The sequence below is a fragment of the Chitinophaga ginsengisegetis genome, assembly GCF_900168065.1.
Lineage (GTDB): Bacteria > Bacteroidota > Bacteroidia > Chitinophagales > Chitinophagaceae > Chitinophaga > Chitinophaga ginsengisegetis.
This window is the reverse complement of record NZ_FUZZ01000004.1, coordinates 657,753-674,587: the sequence shown is the minus strand read 5'-3', so window position 1 is coordinate 674,587 and position 16,835 is coordinate 657,753. Positions and strand designations below refer to the sequence as shown.

Here is a 16,835-nt window from a genome sequence, read left to right as displayed (position 1 = left end):
AAGTTTTACTTTAAGTAGATAGCCGGGTGTTGTTATAAGCTATAAACAGGTACGCTTACAGGGAAAATATACACAGTAACCTTATTGAGATAGCAGTTCCAATGTGCGGGAGAACATGGCGGCTCCGCTGCCACGCCAGGCATCATGACCGGGAATTACATAAGCCGGGTTAGGAAATTGTTGTTTTACTCTTTCTACACTGGCGGGCCATTCTTTTACATTGCCATCTGCGGTGTAGCCAATACTTTTTGCTTCGCTGCTTTTTATAAAGCAACCGCCGTACAAGACTTTGGTTGTGGGGAACCAGGCCACGATGTTATCTTTCGTATGTCCTTCACCGGGATAGTAAGTTTGAATTTTTACGCCGCCTATATTAAAAGTGGTGTCTTTGGTAAATACGTACTGCGCCTGTTTTTCTCCTTTGGCTTTGCACATTTCCAGGGTGGCGGTGCTGCTATAGGTTTTTACGCCCAGCTTTTTGAAGAGGTCGAGGCCGGCGGTTCTGTCTTCATGAAAATGAGTAACAATGCAGTAAATGATTTTGCGGTGGTGTTTCTTCATGATAGCGTTTACCAGTTGTTGGGTTTGATCCACGCTCCAGGGAGTGTCCATTACCACTACGCCATTCTTTGTTACCACATACACGCCGTTGGTAGGGTACACCACATTTTTGAATTCACCATAAGACGTATATACGTAAAGGTTACCAGTGAGGTGGGCGGTGGTAATCCGGAACCTGCTGGTGTCCTGGGCAGATGTGGCGCCTGATATCAGCAGGGCGCAGATAAAAGCAAAAACTAGTCTCATAAAAAAACAGGATGAGCAGCAAAACTACATATTAATCACCGGGCTGCAGCTTATTTTCTTCTTTTTAAACATTACCCTACTAAATTAGTAGATTATTCATATCTTACCGGTAAATCCCACACCCGTATGGATAACAGGCATACACAAACATTAATCAGCTTACTCCGGAAAACGCATCATGCGGAGTGGGAGGCCACGCCGTCTGCCCAGGATGCCATTACCTGGCTGAACGACCTGGTTGGTTTTTTATTCCCCGGAAATCATCTCCCCAAACAAACCTCCTATGAGGGCATCTTAAAAAAGAACCAGATAGACCTGGAAAACATCCTGCTCAGTTACCTGGACCCGCGGGAGGTACCTATAGAAGAAATTGTAAATGACTTTTATAACTCGTTGGGAACCATATATCAGCACCTTCGCCAGGATGCCGCTAAAATACATGAATACGACCCGGCGGCTACCAGTGTGAACGAGGTAATTGTGTCCTACCCGGGGTTTTATGCCATCACAGTATACCGCATTGCCAACCGGCTAACGCGACTGGATATACCGGTATTGCCGCGGATCATCAGCGAGTTTGCGCATGGCAAAACGGGGATTGATATTCATCCCAACGCCACTATCAATGTTCCTTTTATTATAGACCACGGCACGGGGATCGTGATTGGCGCCACCAGCATCATTGGTTCCAACGTGGTGATATACCAGGGCGTAACGCTGGGCGCGCTGCATGTTACAAAGGAGTTATCTGATGTAAAAAGACACCCGACAGTAGAAGACAACGTGATCATTTATGCGCGCAGCACCATTCTGGGCGGCAATACCGTGATCGGGCAGGGCAGTATTATTGGCGGCAGCGTTTTTATCACGAAGAGCGTTCCGCCGTATTCGCAGGTGTTCAATACCCACCAGGTGCGCATTACCACCAAAACAGGCGTATAACTGTTCCACACAAATAGCCGTTGCATTCGCAGAAATATTTATATCTTAAGCCGAAAGATGACCGTCTCCGCGGCGGATAAAGAACTACTGACATGCGAATGAGCGTTTTGCCTGTGGGCGTTTTATTAACCATACTATCCTTTTCTTCGGGGCTCAAGGCCCAGCAGGATACCCTGCAGCAACTGCCGGAGGTAGTAGTACAATCCTATTATTCAAAAGCTTCCCTGCAGCGTGTACCCACTGCCGTGAGTATCCTGTTGCCGGCCGATATGCAGCTTCAGCAGGGCGTTTCCCTGTTGCCTGCCATGAACACGGTGCCGGGTATACGAATGGAGGAAAGGTCGCCGGGCAGTTATCGTTTATCCATCAGGGGTAGTTTACTCCGTTCGCCCTTTGGTATCCGGAATATTAAAATTTATGCAGATGATATCCCGCTGACCGATGCGGGAGGCAATACTTATCTCAATCTTATTGATGCTGACGCGGTAAGTCGCGCCGAAATACTGAAAGGACCGGATGGCAGCCTGTTTGGCGCTAACTCCGGCGGCGTGGTGCGACTGGATCTTTTCCCGCCACCGGCGGATACGCATCATTTGCAGGTAAACCTGCAGGGAGGCAGCTATGGCCTGTTTCATGGCAGCGCGGCCTGGCAGCAGCAATGGAAAAACTACCAGGTGCAGGTGTTCCAGGGATACCAGCGGGCAGATGGCTACCGCCAGAATACTGCCATGAAACGGTCTTATACCCAAACGGCTCAACGCTGGGAATACAAACCCGGTTACGCCCTGAAGTTGCTGGCGTTTTATTCTGATTTGTCGTACCGCACACCGGGAGGGCTCACCCTGGCACAAAGTGAGGCCAACCCACGTGCGGCGCGTCCCGGCACGCCGGCCACACCGGGCGCGGTGGCGCAAAAGGCGGGGATTTATAACCGCACCTTCCAGGGCGGACTGGTCCATGAAGCGCAGTTCACGCCCCGGTTGCAGCATGTGCTGTCGGTGTTCGGCGCCAACACCCATTTCGAAAACCCTTTTATCACCAACTATGAAGCCCGCGATGAAAATACCGCCGGCTTCCGCACCTACCTGCAATGGACCAATGATCCGCGGCGCACGTCCCTGTTCCAGTGGAAATGGCTGAATGGCGCAGAGTGGCAGCAAACCACCACCGACGTCATCAATTATGGTAACAAGCAGGGGAAGCGCGATACGGTGATAGCTGCCGATAAACTAAAAGCGAGTCAATACTTTTTCTTTACCCGCTTCCAGGCCAATGTGCAGGCGTTTACTTTTGAAGCGGCCGCCAGTTTAAATTATTATGGCTACAGCTACAACAGCAACGGGCACACGAAAATCAAATTCACACCGCAGCTGATGCCGCGTTTCTCGCTGTCGTACCTCTTTACCCCGCAGCTAACGGGCCGGGTTACGGTAAGCAGGGGCTACTCCCCACCGGCTACGGCAGAAGTTCGTGCATCCGACAACGTGATCAATACGGCGCTGCAACCGGAAACCGGCTGGAACTATGAAGCCGGCGTACGCGCGGCTTCCCGCCATCATACGGCCACTATCGACGCGGCCTTCTTTTATTACAAAATGCAAAACGCTATTGTGCTCCGGCAGCACGACAGCGGCGAGGAGTTTTTTACCAATGCCGGTGGCGTTCAGCAGAAAGGGATAGAGGTACAGGGCATGTGGTGGCTGATGAAACCACGCACCGGCGGCGTATTGCGCGGCATCCGGTGGCAGGAAGGCTACACGCTGAGCGACTTCCAGTTTAACCACTATGTAAGCGCCGATGGGAAAGACTATTCACGGAATTCACTCACCGGTGTGCCACAGCATGTATTGGTGAGCAGTTTGTTGTGGCAGTTCCCGGCGGCGGTGTCGTTATATGCGCAGCATACTTTTACCAGCAGCATACCACTGAACGATGCCAACAGCGTTTTTGCCGGCGGCTACCACCTGCTGCAGGCCAATGTGAGCTGGAAACTACCGCTGCGTTCCCGTTGCAGCATCAGTGTACGCGCCGGCGCCGATAACCTGCTGAATGTAAATTACAGCCTGGGTAACGATCTTAACGCTTTCGGCGGCCGGTATTACAACCCTGCGCCGGGAAGAAATTATTTCGGTGGCATCAGCATGCAGTTATAATAATCAGCTATTCCCCACCACAGATCATGCAGCGGAACAATATTCCGCTGCATTTTTTTTGTGCAGTTGGGGAAGATAATGACCGTAATGTGAAGAGACATCCTCACGGGGTATCACGCACATGCAGCGACTTCCGGCGCCACGGGGTTAAAATTCCTGTCACAGCGGGGCCTGACATTAACAACTGTGTATTTAACAAAAGCGGCATAGAATTGTAATAAGTGAGTAAGCATTTACAAGAAGATGAATTCTACTAACGGAAAATCGGATAAGCCGGTCATAACCGCAAAAATTGATGGCTTTTTTCTCCAGTTTTATGATATCGCCGTCTTTATAGCCCGCTTTTTCAGGGAGGCATTCCGGCCTCCTATTGAGTGGGGCGAGTTTGTGCGGCAATGTTACCAGGTGGGGTATAAGTCGCTGGCCCTTGTTACGGTAACAGGGTTTATCACCGGCGTGGTGTTTACGGAGCAATCCCGTCCTACTTTATCGGAATTTGGGGTTACGGCGTGGCTGCCGTCGCTGGTGGCTATTGCGGTGGTGAGAGCGCTGGCGCCGCTGATCGCCGCATTGATCTGTGCGGGTAAGGTGGGCTCCAGCATCGGTGCGGAGCTGGGTTCTATGAAAGTAACAGAACAGATTGATGCGATGGAGGTATCCGCGATTAACCCTTTCCGTTACCTGGTGGTGACCCGCGTAATTGCCATGACGGTTTGTTTGCCATTGCTCATGTTTTACAATGCCCTCATTGGTTGCCTGGGTTCTTATTTTGATGTACATGCCCACGAACAAACCAGCCTGGTGTCATTTTTTGACAATGCCTTTGCGCAGATCACGTTCCTTGATTATACCACGGCGCTTACCAAAGCTATCCTGTACGGGTTTACTATTGGTATTGTGAGTTGCTACCAGGGCTTTAATGCGAGCCAGGGCACCACGGGCGTGGGTAAAGCGGCGAATGTATCGGTGATCGTATCCATGTTCCTGATATTTATAGAAGAAGTAATTATTGTTCACGTGTTTAATTCCATCCGCTAGTCATGAAAACAAATGGTCACCAGATAGATATGAATGAAACCGTGATCAGTATCCGGAACCTTTATAAGTCGTTTGGGCAGAAGCATGTATTACAGGGAATAGACCTCGATCTTCATAAAGGCGAAAATGTGGTAGTGCTGGGCCGGTCCGGTACCGGTAAATCGGTGCTGATAAAAATTATCATCGGGTTGCTGAAGCCGGATGCCGGTACGGTAAATGTATTGGGAGAAGAGGTGGATCAGCTCAAAGATGCCGCCCTGCGCGCACTGCGGCTGAAGGTAGGGTTCTCTTTTCAAAGCAGCGCCCTGTACGATAGTATGACGGTAGGGGAAAACCTGGCCTTTCCATTGAAACGTAACCAGCGGGACATGACCAAAGACCAGATCCGGAAAACGATCGACATTGTACTGGAAGCCATCGGGTTACCGGAAACCATCAACCAGATGCCGTCGGAGCTATCGGGTGGCCAGAAGAAAAGAATAGGCATTGGCCGTACCCTCATCCTGCGGCCGGAAATTATGCTGTATGATGAGCCCACTGCCGGTTTGGATCCTATCACCAGTATGGAACTGAATAAACTGATCATCGCGGTACAGGAAAGGTTCAATACGAGTTCTATTATCATCACCCATGATCTTACCTGCGCCAAAGAAGTGGGCGACCGGGTAGCAGTAATGGATGAAGGGAAATTTATACGACAGGGAAGTTTTGAAGAAGTATTTAACGAGAAGGAAGGACTTATTAAAAGTTTTTACGACTATAATTTTATACAGTAAGTTATGGAAGCAGGAAAAAAACGCGCTGTTATTGTAGGCATCTTTGTATTCGTGGGCCTTGTTATTTTTGTTACGGCCATTATGATGCTGGGCAAGCAACAGAAACTGTTCAGTAAGTCCATCCAGGTGAAGGCTTATTTTAAAGATGTAAACGGCTTATCCGCAGGCCGCAATATCCTGTATTCCGGCGTAAAGATCGGTACGGTGAAGAAGATCAGTTTTGTAAGAACCAACCAGATCCTGGTGTTAATGAATATTGATGAAAGCTCGCAGGAGTTTATCCATAAGGATGTAGAGGCCCGTATCAGCTCCGAAGGCCTGATGGGTAACAAAATCGTGATGCTGTCCGGCGGCACACCCAATATGCCGGTGATAGAAGATGGGGATCAATTGCATGTGGCCAGTGGTTTAAGCACAGAAGAAATTATGAGCACCCTCCAGGTAAACAATAAAAGCCTGGTGGAAATCACTGATAACCTGAAAGTGATCACGAAAAGGATAGTAGATGGGAAAGGTACTTTAGGGAGATTGCTTACCGAGGATACTATCTACAAAGATCTCAATACCACGATGGCCGGACTGAATGACGCGGTGGTGAATACCCGCCGGCTCACGGGTGCTTTATCCTTGTATGCTGCCAAACTGCAAACTAAAGGTGTATTGTCCAACGACCTGGTAACTGATACGCTGGTATTTGCAAAACTTCGTACAGCCGTTACCGAAATGAACAGCGCTGCACTCAACGCCAACCAAACCGTACAGGAGTTGCGGCAGGCCAGTGCAGGGTTGCGGGCCAACCTGGATGATCCCGAAGCGCCGGTGGGCATGCTCTTAAAGGATACCCTGCTGGCGGATGCTTTTAAAGAAACGATCTATAACCTCGAAAGTGGTACCCAGAAACTGGATACCAACATGCTGGCGTTGCGGAATAATTTCCTGTTCCGCGGCTACTTCCGGAAACAGGCGAAGCGGGAAAGGAAAGCACAGAAAGAAAAGGAGAAAGCGGAGCGTCAGGCGCAGAAGTAACAAAGCGTTTCTCCCTGCGGCCGCTAATGCCCTTTTTCGGAGAATGCTGTAATAGGCGTGAGGTCCACCTTGCGGAACTCCACTTCCGAACCTTCTGCCTGGAGCGCAATTTGTCCTTTGCTGGCTGTGGCGTTGGTGCCGTAATTAACAAGGTCGCCGTTTACCCATACCTTTATGGCGTTGCCTACGCATTCCACGATCATGGTGTTCCATTTTTTCAGCGGTTTTTCGGAACCATCAGTGAGATTGATGATGCGGCGTTTTTTGCCATCTACGGCGCCCCATTCATTTTTCGGTCCCCTGCGTTTTTCCATATCCGGAACAGTGATATCTTCCCCTATGCACCAGAAATCCCCCGCATCATTATGCTGTAATTGTACTTCAATGGACTTCGGGAACATATCATATAATACCCGTGGGGTAGAAGCAAATACCAGTACGCCGCAGTTGCCAGGTTTGGCCGGGAAACGGTATTGTACTTCCAGGCGGAAGTTCTCGTAACTGGCGTCGGTAATGATGTGGCCCTGTGGATTGGCCAGGCTTACAAAAACGCCGTTCCTTACAATGAAAGGGCTTTTCACGTTGGGATCTTTGTCCATCGCGGGAACGTCGATATGCCATCCGCTGAGGTCCTTAAAGTTAAACAGGCTGCGCGTTTGTGCGTGTACGTTGGCAATGCCGCCCAGCAAAGCGGCGGCTGTGAGGGCAGAGAAAAGATATTTCTTCATAAACTAAATATAATAAATTCTGCGGATGTTGTCTTTTTCAGGATTAACCTGATTATACTGATTACTTTGATTTTACTTTTTTGATTTTATAAGGATTAAAAAAAATTGGGAGATATAAGCTAATATCCGCTTATATCTCCCAAAATCATTTTAAATCAGAAGTGATCAGATCCCTGAATCAGTATAATCAGGTTAATCCTGAAAAAGACAAAACCCGCTTAGTTCAGCACTAATTCCACCACGGGAATTTCCATATCAGGTTGTTTCTCCGGCAGGTTTAATATGATGTTGTTGCCGTCAGTAGTGAATTTCACTTCTGAGTTATCGTGCAGCAGCTGGGCATACTTTATTTTGCCTTTGTATTGCGGCAGTTGCAGGCGGTTGTTGTATTCCAGCAGGTGTACATACAATCTTTGGGTGGTGGGATTGTAGGTGAGCATGGTGTTTTTAGGTACCTCGAAACTCTCTGGTGCATAGGTGCAGCCGTAAATGGATTCGCTGTTGCCTTTCATCCAGTCGCCGATATTGCCGAGGGCACTTTGTGCGCGGTAGTCGAACAGGCCGCGGGCGGTGGGACCTACGTTCAGGATAAGGTTACCGCCTTTGCTTACGGAGCCGATGAGGAGTTCCAGCAGCTGGTGCGTGCTTTTCCAGGAGTTTTCATCGCGGTAGTAGCCCCATGATCCGGAGAAGGTCTGACAGGTTTCCCATGTTTTGCCGCGGTATTGCGCCAGTTCTTCCACTTTCACCTGTTCGGGGGTGAGGAAGTCGGCGCCATCTTCGTATTCCTCGAGGTTGAGGCGGTTGTCCACGATGATGCCGGGCTGCAGTTTGCGGATCATTTTCAGGAGGTTCACGGCATCCCAGTCGTCTTTACCTTTTCCGTTTTTGCCGGGGTAGGAGAAGTCGAGCCAGAGGATATCAATTTTACCGTATTGGGTAAGCAGTTCCGAGATCTGGTTGCGGAGATACTGCCGGTATTTGTTCATGTCCCTGCCTTTGTTGAGCCGTGCGTAGGTGCTGTCGGCGCCGTTCTCTACCCGTTGCGGGTGCATGCCATCGATAGTGAAATCAGGATGGTGCCAGTCGATCAGCGAGTAGTAAAACCCTACTTTGATGCCTTCTGCGCGGAAGGCATTTACAAATTCCCGTACCAGGTCGCGGTGGGCTTTGGTGTTGGTGGCTTTGTAATCGGTGTACCTGGAGTCAAACAAGCAAAAGCCTTCATGATGTTTGGTAGTGAGTACGGCGTACTTCATTCCCGCGGCCTTTGCCTGTTTTGCCCAGGACTTCGGATCAAACTGGTTGGGGTTAAATAAGTCGAAATAAGTTTGGTATTGTTCATTGGTGAGCCGTTCGTTATGTTTCACCCATTCGTGGCGTGCGGGCAGTGCATACAGGCCCCAGTGGATGAACATGCCGAAGCGGTCGTGTGTCCACCAGGCCATGCGTTTTTCTTTCTGGGCCGGTGTTTCCTGTCCGATCATTTTTTTCTCCTGCGCCTGCAGCGCGATGAGCGGGCTGCATAACAGCAGGATGATCCCTAATTTCCTAAGTTGTTTGTTCATGATGCAATTGCTATTTATCTCTGATCAGTAATACTTTGCTTATACGGATGGTTTGTTCCGAGGGATTGGTAAAGGTGCCGGTGAATCCCACGGTAACGGTAGCCGGCGCTGCGAGCGTAAATGCGGCAGAGGCATATTTATTATTATTGTTTACAAACCTTGCGGCGCCCAATGCGGTATTTACCTGGTCCACATCGGGGAGGGCGTTGCCTGCGGCCACCAGCAGCCAGGTATTTTCCAGGGTGTTATCAATATTGGAGGCTTCTGCTTCAAAACGGTATTCGCCTGCGGGCAGGGCAAAGGTTTGGTAGATCTTTCCGTTGGTGATAGGGCCGTTGCCCCAGATCCACATGGTGAGCCGGCCGTTGCCATCAATATTATCATAGGTGCCGTTTTTGGATGCTTCGGTATTGTATTGCCAGTCTTTCACCTGTCCGAAGCGGCCACTAAAAGGTTTGGTATCATCGAGTATAAAAGGATTCCCTGGGTTACGTATATACGTTTGCGTGATATCTTCCTTTACGCCTTTTGTTTCATAAGGGGTGTGAAAGGTATCTACTGCAAGTTTATCCGGTATGTACAGGGTGCGGTAGCGGAAGCTACTCATAGAAAGATAATTATTAAGCACGGTTACCTGGCCTTCTGCTTCTGCGGCGATAATGGTGTCGTGTGCCACGTTGTCGCTGGTGGTGTATTGCAGTTGCATACCAATGATACCACCGGTGGTATCGATGTTGGTCCAGGTTATTTCCGCATTACCGTCTTTCATTTCTGCGTTGCTGAAAGCCCTGGTCAGCAGGGCTTCTTCATAAAAACTACCATATACAAAACCGGTTGCCTCTGATCTTACGGAAGTGTTACCATCGCGGTCGTAGTTATACACTTCAAAGGTATAGGCCCGTTCTTCGAGGTTGCTGATAAAGTAACGGATGGTATCCACGCCGCTGGTGCGTTTAATATCGAGCATAGCGGAGTCCTTGTGGTTGTTCCAGTAAATTTTGGCGCGGCTGATCTTTGGATCGGAGATCAGCAACCAGGACAGCTGTACGCGATTACGGCCGGCGTGTACCAGGAGTGAATCTGCTTTACCGGTGTACAATATTTCGCCGTTGCCCAGGTATTTTTTATAGTCGCTTTGTTTGGTGCAGGCGCTGATGGTTGTCAGCAGTACACTATATAATATGATAGAATGAAGGATGCGCATAAATTTTGTTTTTGGTAAGATGATCATCATTTGTCGTTACCCCAGAACTTCATTTCCTGGATATTGGCGGCGTATCCGCCATCGGTCCAGGTGCGGAGTATTTTTACGCGGATATACCTTACACGTGGAGCGTCCAGTGGCACGGTCATTTGTTCGCCGGCGATGCTGGCATCTATGTCGTCCTGTGTTTTTTGTCCTACGGGCAGGCCGGAAGGCTTGATCACAGTATGTTCCACGAGGCGGGTCCAGCTGTCCCAGCTGCCATCGGAGGCGGGATTGGTGGAGCCCCATATTTCAAACTTGCGGACATTGTTCTGCAGGTAGATCCATTCATTGGGCCGTTGCCACAGGGTAATGCGGCTCAGTTGCGCCGTTACGCCGAGGTCGAAAGTGATAGACATGGGCATGCCATCGAGTTTATCTGCGGAGTGCCACAAGGTTCCGTTCCACAGGTTGGGGATAGGCAGGCCCCAGCCGTAGTCCACATCTCCCGGTAATTTTACTTCCCTGAAATTCGCTTTGTCCAGCAGTTTTTCAAAGATGGGCGTCAGTTCCTGTATGAGGGTATCTGACTGATTACCCCACCTGTCTCTTACAAAAAATCCAAACTTTCTTTTTTCTGCGGCAAAGCCCCTGATGGAATAGTTGCCGCCTTCCAGTTTGGTATAATGAACATCAGAAGAGGTGAATGCACCTAAGGAATCGGTGGTGAGGGTAACGATGGCAATATCTGCTTTGGTATCGTTTTTAAAGGTGAGGTTGATACCGCCAAAGTCTGCTTTTACTTCCAGCGATTTGCGTACAATCAGCATGGGCGGCGACAACGGCTTGATGGTAGTCTTTACGGCATCGGAGGCTGTTTCATTACGACTTACCACGTACAACGAAATTTCGTGCGTGGCAGAATCGCCAAAGCCATCTACCACGAGGAAATTATTATAGTAAGATGATCTTATTTCCCGTTTCTCTCCCGGCCTGATATCATACACGGCCTTTACATACAGGATATCCTTGTTATCGGGCAGGCTGTAGGTAATTTTTGCGGCGCCCGGCAAATTTGTAACGCTGAGATTTGTTACTACATCAGGTTTTTCGCCGGAGGTATTTACCGGCTGATGTGTTTCTTTCTTGCAGGCGGCTGCCAGCAGTAAGCAGGCAAGCGGCAGGATATATTTAAAGTGGTTCATGTTGTGTGCGTTTTAAATAAATGAAAGGTTACCATCCAAAGCCCTGCACCAGTTTCGGATTGTTGAGCAGGTCCCAGTTTTCCAGCGGCCAGAGGTAGTTGCGGGTCTGGAACGTTTGCCGGTAGAGGGTTCTGACGCGGTAATAGAATATGGGGTCCGACTGGTCCACATCCCAACCGGTAACAGGTTTGTTCAGTTCTTCCATACTTTTTTTCCAGCGGCGGAGATCCCAGAAGCGGGCGCCTTCCATTGCGAGTTCTATTAATCTTTCCTGCTGAATGATCTGGCGGAACCCTTCTTTGGTCTGGTATTTTCCGGGCTGCCGGGAGTAGGCGGTCCATGCGGCTTGTACGCCTTGCAATCCTGCGCGGGCGCGTACTTTATCGATATAGGTAAATGCGGCGGGTTGCGGGCCTGCTGATTCATTCAATGCTTCTGCGTAAAGCAGGTACAGGTCGGCGAGCCGCATTTCCGGCCAGGGGTGCGTTTCTACAAAGAGGCCTTGTCCTTCGAGGATTTCACTTTTCCAATTCACCAGTTTCTTTGCGAAGTAGCCGGTAACGTTATTATCGTAGATATTTTTGCGGGTTTGCCATTGGCCTGCTTTGGATTCAATGTGGAACATTTTCTTCTGCATCATCCATATGGCGCCGTCGAATGCGAGGTCGGCGTAGAAGCGTGGCTCGCGGTTGAAGTGCATGGCTGCGGTGGTGTATCCTTCCTGTATGAGTTCTCCTTCTGCTTTCACCGCCGTTCTGAGTTTCATGCGGCCGGCGTAATCGAAGGTTTTGTCTTCGCTCATAGGCACGCCTTTGTCTGTATAAAACTGCTCTGCAATTTTCATTGTCGGCGCCAGGCTGCCCAGTACCGATTCATTGCCTATGCGGGCAGGATCGAGGCGGGGCATGGCCTGCCGTTGTATTTCGTAGGTGCTTACACTGGGGTTGGCCCAGATAATTTCCGGGTTCCATTGTTCGCAGGTGCTGTTGCGGATAGACATCTGCCGGGTGAGTGTATCCGACAACGTTACCCCAAGCTGGCTGAAGGTGTAGAGCAGCATGTCGGTGCTTTCGCATGCGTCGATGGCTGCTTTGCAGGCATCAGCGGCAACTTTCCATTTGTTGGCATCGTAGGCGGTATTGAAGAGGGGAGCGCCGTCCGGGTTTTTGAAAGCGGTGTAATCGGTATTGCCGTTGTACAGCGGACTGGCAGCGGTTACCAATACACGCGCTTTGATGGCGAGTGCAATCGGTTTGGTGATGCGTCCCAGTTCTGTAGAGCGGTCCGCAATGATTTCCGGCAATCCTGCAGCGGCGGTGTCCAGCAGGTGTGAGATGTAGCTGAATACCGTATCCACATGTTCGCGTGGCACTTTGGTTTCTTCGGCAGTGCTGGAAATAGGGAGGTTGTACCGGATCACGGGAACGGGGCCGTACTGGCGCAGCAGCAGCCAGTGATAATATGCTTTGAGAAAAATCACTTCTGCACTCCAGCGGTTTACTTCACTCTGGCGCATGTCTACCACTTTATGGATATTTTCCAGGAAGATGTTACAGTCGCGCAGCGCCCTGTAGTACCAGCCCCAGTTAGACATATACACGTTGTTGGCGCTCTGGAAACCCTGTGCTACCTGCCAGGGTGTTTCGCTGGTGCTGTATGGGCGTACCATCCAGAATTCATCGCCGGCCACGAGGGCGGGATTGGTGGAGAGGTCCGCGCTGTTGGGAAGATAAGAGTAACAGGTAAACAGGTACTTTTCTGCTTCTGCGCGCATGGTAAAAGCATTGTCGATGGTGGCCACATTATCCGGCACTACATCGAGGAATTTTTTACAGGAAGCGGCAGATAGCAGGAGTATGCATAGTCCGCACCATTGCAGGTAGCGGCGTATATTGAGCGTATTGGTATGTTTCATATTTGCACAGTTAAACGGTGAATCAAAGTCCCAGGGTTATTCCCATATTGATAACCCTTTGTACCGGGTAGCCAAGTCCGTTGCCTCCCATTTCAGGATCCCAGGTTTTAAATTTGCTGATGGCAAAAAGATTGGAGGCATTGGCGTAGATGCGTGCGTTGGTCATGCGTACACGATCCAGCAGCCTTTTGGGAAAAGTGTATCCCATTTCGAGCGACTTTAACCGGAGGAAGTCGCCGCTGCGCATCCACCAGGTGGACGTTTGATTGTTGTTGTTCACGAAGTAATCGCTGAGGCGTGGCCACATCGCATAGAGGTTGCGGTTACTTTCACTCCAGTGATCATCTGCAATGGCTTGTAACAGGCCATGTTGCCCGCCTCCGTTGAGTACGAACGGTGAAATTTCGTAGGAGCTGATAAAGAAGGAAGAACGCGCAGAGCCCTGGAAGAAAAAGCTAAGATCCAGTTGTTTGTAGCCAAAAGAAAACCCGAAGCCGTAAGTGATTTCCGGTGTGGTGGGCAACCCGATGGGTACGGCATCGGAGGAGTTGATTTGCCCGTCGCCGTTTACATCATGGTATTTGATATCTCCGCCCATTACTGCCTGTCCCCAGTTCTGGTAGGCGGAATTGGCTACTTCCTGTTCATCTACAAATAATCTTTCTGCGATATAGCCCCAGGCTTGGGAAAGTGGTTGTCCTACGCGGGAGCGGTATGCTTCGGGGTAAATGGGTTCTTCATTTACCAGCAGTTTACTGGTGGCGTAGGTGAAGTTGCCGCGGAACTGTACGAAGGAATTGTTGTTGAAGCTTTTCGTATAGTCGACGGAGAGATCCACGCCTTTACCGGAGGCTTCGCCTACGTTGGCCTGTGTGGCGGCATTCAGTCCCATTGTGCTGGGGATGGTGCTGCGTGTCATGAGGATATTTTTCCGGTGTTCCTGGTACACATCCAAAGTAATGTTCATGGCGTTGAAGAGGCCGAGTTCCATACCGAGATTTGTTTTGTATGATTTTTCCCAGGTGATGTCGCGGTTTTCGTAACGGTTCACGGATACGCCATCGCGGTAGTAGCTTCTTCTTTCTCCGAAGAAGGCGCCTTTGCTATTGTCGTTCATATTTACTTCCGACAGGTAGAAGAAGCGGTCGTTTTCATTTCCGATCTGGTCGTTACCTACCAGTCCGTAGGTAGCGCGGAGTTTCAGTTTATCTATTTTTTTGGAGAACGGTTTAAAGAAGGCTTCGTTCTGGAGGTTCCAGGCGATACCGGCGGAGGGGAAAAATCCGAAGCGGTGGTTGCTGGCAAACCTTTCAGAGCCGTTGTATCCAAAATTAAATTCCGCGAGATAGCGGCTGTCGTAGTCGTACGTAAACCTGCCGGATACGCCCTGGTTACGGTGTGGCAGGGATGTTTGCAGCGAGCCGGCGTTTGCGGTAAGGTAGTTGCGTACCAGGCCGATGAGCATACCGGACACGTTGTGTACTTTATTGAACTGCTGGTTGTAGTTCACCGCGGCTTCCATGTATGCGGTGGTGTTGAGTACTTTATTACCGGGTTCATAGCCCAGGTATTCGGTACCATTGGTATTGAGTGAAGTAAGCATCGGTTGTTTGGTGAACTGGTCATACTTCATGGTATAAAAATAAGGCGTGTACCTGCGTGTAACATCGAAATAGGAGTAGCGTTCTGTGTAACCCATGAGCCGGGCGGTGAGTCCGGGCAGCAGGAATTTGAAATCCTGTTTCAGTTCCAGTTGCACCAGCAGGGTAGAGGTATTGTATTGCTGGTAGCCGGAAACGGAGTTGGCGTAAGGGTTGTTATAGAGATTGCCTCCGTTGCCGGGCAGGCTGTTAAAGCCTGGTTTCACCGCGTTACCAAACAATGGATGTTTCAGTTCCGGTGCATAGCTGGCGGGATAAACAGCGGGGAACATCACGGGATTGGCCCACACGGTTTGTGAAAAGAGGCCGGCGCCGCCGCCTACTGGTCCGTTATAATCGTCGAACTGGCCGTAGGTACGTACAATTGCCTGCGAAGTGGGAGTAAGGTTGATGTTTACGTTAGAGCGCAGCGAATAATTTTTTAGTTTGATGTTACTGTTGAAGTTATTCCGCTGATCTACGTTCAGTACGCCGTTGTCTACATTATAGGTACCTGCAATATAGAACTGGGCTACTTTTCCACCGCCTTTCAGGTTGAAGTTGGTGCGCTGGTTTACGGTGTAGTCTTTGATCAGTTGTTCGATCCAGTTATTATTCGGGTACAGCAGCGGATCATCGCCGGCGGCGGTATGATCTATTTTCGACTGGGAATATTGTACATCCTGCAGCGGGAACCTGGTAAGCACGGCTTCATTGGCCAGCTTCATATAGGTGATGTTGTCAGCAAATTTGAAGTTGCGGGTATTGCTGGAGATGGAGTTTTCGAAGCGTACATTAAAAGATGTTTTTGCTTCCACGCCGGATTTGGTGGTTACCAATACCACGCCGTTGGCGCCCCTGGCGCCGTAGAGGGATGATGCGGTGGCATCTTTCAGGATAGAAAAACCGGCGATATCATCCGGCTGCAGGCGGGCGAGATCGTTGGTGCTGGATTCCATACCATCGATGAGGATGAGTGGATCTACTTTACCGGTTCCGAAAGTAGTAATACCACGTATAAAGAAGCTGGCATTATCCCTGCCGGGTTCCCCGCTGCGCTGGTAGGAGATTACACCCGACAGGCGGCCGGCGAGCATGGTAGTAAGGTTGCTGGTGGGGCCTTTCAGCTCTTTTGGATTGATGCTGGTAACCGCACTCACCATGCTGGTTTTTTTCTGGGTGCCATAGGCTACCACTACCACTTCTCCTACATCCGATACTTTTTGCTGCATCGTTATCTTCAGGAGTTTATCGTTTTTCACCTGTACGGCCTGTGGCAGCATACCGATCATGGTGAAGAGGAGGCTGTCGCCTACATTGGCTTCTATGGTGAAGATGCCGAGTTCGTCGGTGAGGGCGTTGGTACGGGATGTTTTATTTACAACGGACACGCCTACCATAGGGGTGCCGTTGCTTTCCGTTACCTGTCCTTTTATTTTTATGCGCACCACGCCGGTAGGAACGGTGGAGGCGATGAGCGTTTTCTTTTTAAGGATAATTGTTTTTTTAACGATGGTCCAGGTAAGTGGCTGGTCCCGGAAAATATCGTCCAGCAAGCGTTCCAGCGGAACGTTTTCCAGCGAGCAGTTAACCGGTCTGGCGTTTTCCACCATTTGGAGGTCAAACACAAATACATACCCGGTTTGTTTCCTGATTGATTTAATCACTTCCGTGAGCGGGGCTGCTTTTACGTGGAGCGTAACGGGCTGCGCATAGCCGGTGGCGTGAGCCTGCAGAACGGCGGCGAGCAGCAGTAGAAAGGTTAGTTTCATAAAGCATAATAGTTTTTGGTTCGATGAAACATGCCACCGGTTATGGCGGACTTTCAGAGAAGTTTGCATCATTTTTTAC

General features: G+C 49.9%; 12 protein-coding genes. 5 read left to right on the top strand and 7 right to left on the bottom strand.

Annotated features, from left to right (window positions below; translation table 11 throughout):
* Window positions 1-81: 81 nt before the first annotated feature.
* On the bottom strand, window positions 82-807 hold the full coding sequence (bla, locus tag B5Z18_RS25385) for a BlaB/IND/MUS family subclass B1 metallo-beta-lactamase (protein ID WP_079472332.1): 726 nt from the start codon (window positions 805-807) through the stop codon (window positions 82-84).
* 126 nt (window positions 808-933) lie between these two features.
* Here bla and B5Z18_RS25380 point away from each other — a divergent pair, with 126 nt between their 5' ends.
* From B5Z18_RS25380 to B5Z18_RS25360, 5 genes are all read left to right on the top strand, one after another.
* Entirely contained in the window at window positions 934-1,749 is an 816-nt protein-coding gene (locus B5Z18_RS25380; RefSeq protein WP_079472331.1) for a serine O-acetyltransferase, read from the top strand.
* 92 nt (window positions 1,750-1,841) lie between these two features.
* Window positions 1,842-3,902, top strand: coding sequence for a TonB-dependent receptor (locus B5Z18_RS25375; protein ID WP_079472330.1), 2,061 nt, complete (start codon window positions 1,842-1,844; stop codon window positions 3,900-3,902).
* Between the two features lie 243 nt (window positions 3,903-4,145).
* The gene (locus B5Z18_RS25370) at window positions 4,146-4,940 is read left to right on the top strand and encodes an MlaE family ABC transporter permease (protein ID WP_079472328.1); all 795 of its coding nucleotides are present in this window, start codon (window positions 4,146-4,148) and stop codon (window positions 4,938-4,940) included.
* Window positions 4,941-4,942: 2 nt separating this feature from the next.
* A complete protein-coding gene (locus B5Z18_RS25365; protein WP_079472327.1) occupies window positions 4,943-5,716 on the top strand; it encodes an ABC transporter ATP-binding protein in 774 nt (257 codons plus the stop codon).
* A gap of 3 nt (window positions 5,717-5,719) precedes the next feature.
* Window positions 5,720-6,742, top strand: a complete 1,023-nt coding sequence (locus B5Z18_RS25360) for an MlaD family protein (RefSeq protein WP_079472326.1) — start codon at window positions 5,720-5,722, stop codon at window positions 6,740-6,742.
* A gap of 23 nt (window positions 6,743-6,765) precedes the next feature.
* Here the strand turns inward: B5Z18_RS25360 and B5Z18_RS25355 are convergent, their stop codons facing one another.
* The 6 genes from B5Z18_RS25355 to B5Z18_RS25330 all read right to left on the bottom strand — a co-directional run bounded on the left by B5Z18_RS25355 (window position 6,766) and on the right by B5Z18_RS25330 (window position 16,756).
* On the bottom strand, window positions 6,766-7,470 hold the full coding sequence (locus B5Z18_RS25355; protein ID WP_079472325.1) for a 3-keto-disaccharide hydrolase: 705 nt from the start codon (window positions 7,468-7,470) through the stop codon (window positions 6,766-6,768).
* A gap of 218 nt (window positions 7,471-7,688) precedes the next feature.
* Window positions 7,689-9,038 (bottom strand): alpha-L-fucosidase, encoded by a 1,350-nt coding sequence (locus B5Z18_RS25350; protein WP_079472324.1) that lies wholly within the window; start codon window positions 9,036-9,038, stop codon window positions 7,689-7,691.
* Between the two features lie 10 nt (window positions 9,039-9,048).
* Entirely contained in the window at window positions 9,049-10,242 is a 1,194-nt protein-coding gene (locus B5Z18_RS25345) for a DUF4998 domain-containing protein (protein WP_159454426.1), read from the bottom strand.
* A 26-nt stretch (window positions 10,243-10,268) separates the two neighbouring features.
* Window positions 10,269-11,429, bottom strand: a complete 1,161-nt coding sequence (locus B5Z18_RS25340; protein WP_079472321.1) for a DUF5000 domain-containing lipoprotein — start codon at window positions 11,427-11,429, stop codon at window positions 10,269-10,271.
* A gap of 28 nt (window positions 11,430-11,457) precedes the next feature.
* On the bottom strand, window positions 11,458-13,344 hold the full coding sequence (locus tag B5Z18_RS25335; RefSeq protein ID WP_079472320.1) for a RagB/SusD family nutrient uptake outer membrane protein: 1,887 nt from the start codon (window positions 13,342-13,344) through the stop codon (window positions 11,458-11,460).
* 22 nt (window positions 13,345-13,366) lie between these two features.
* On the bottom strand, window positions 13,367-16,756 hold the full coding sequence (locus B5Z18_RS25330) for a SusC/RagA family TonB-linked outer membrane protein (protein WP_143313688.1): 3,390 nt from the start codon (window positions 16,754-16,756) through the stop codon (window positions 13,367-13,369).
* Window positions 16,757-16,835 lie beyond the last annotated feature (79 nt).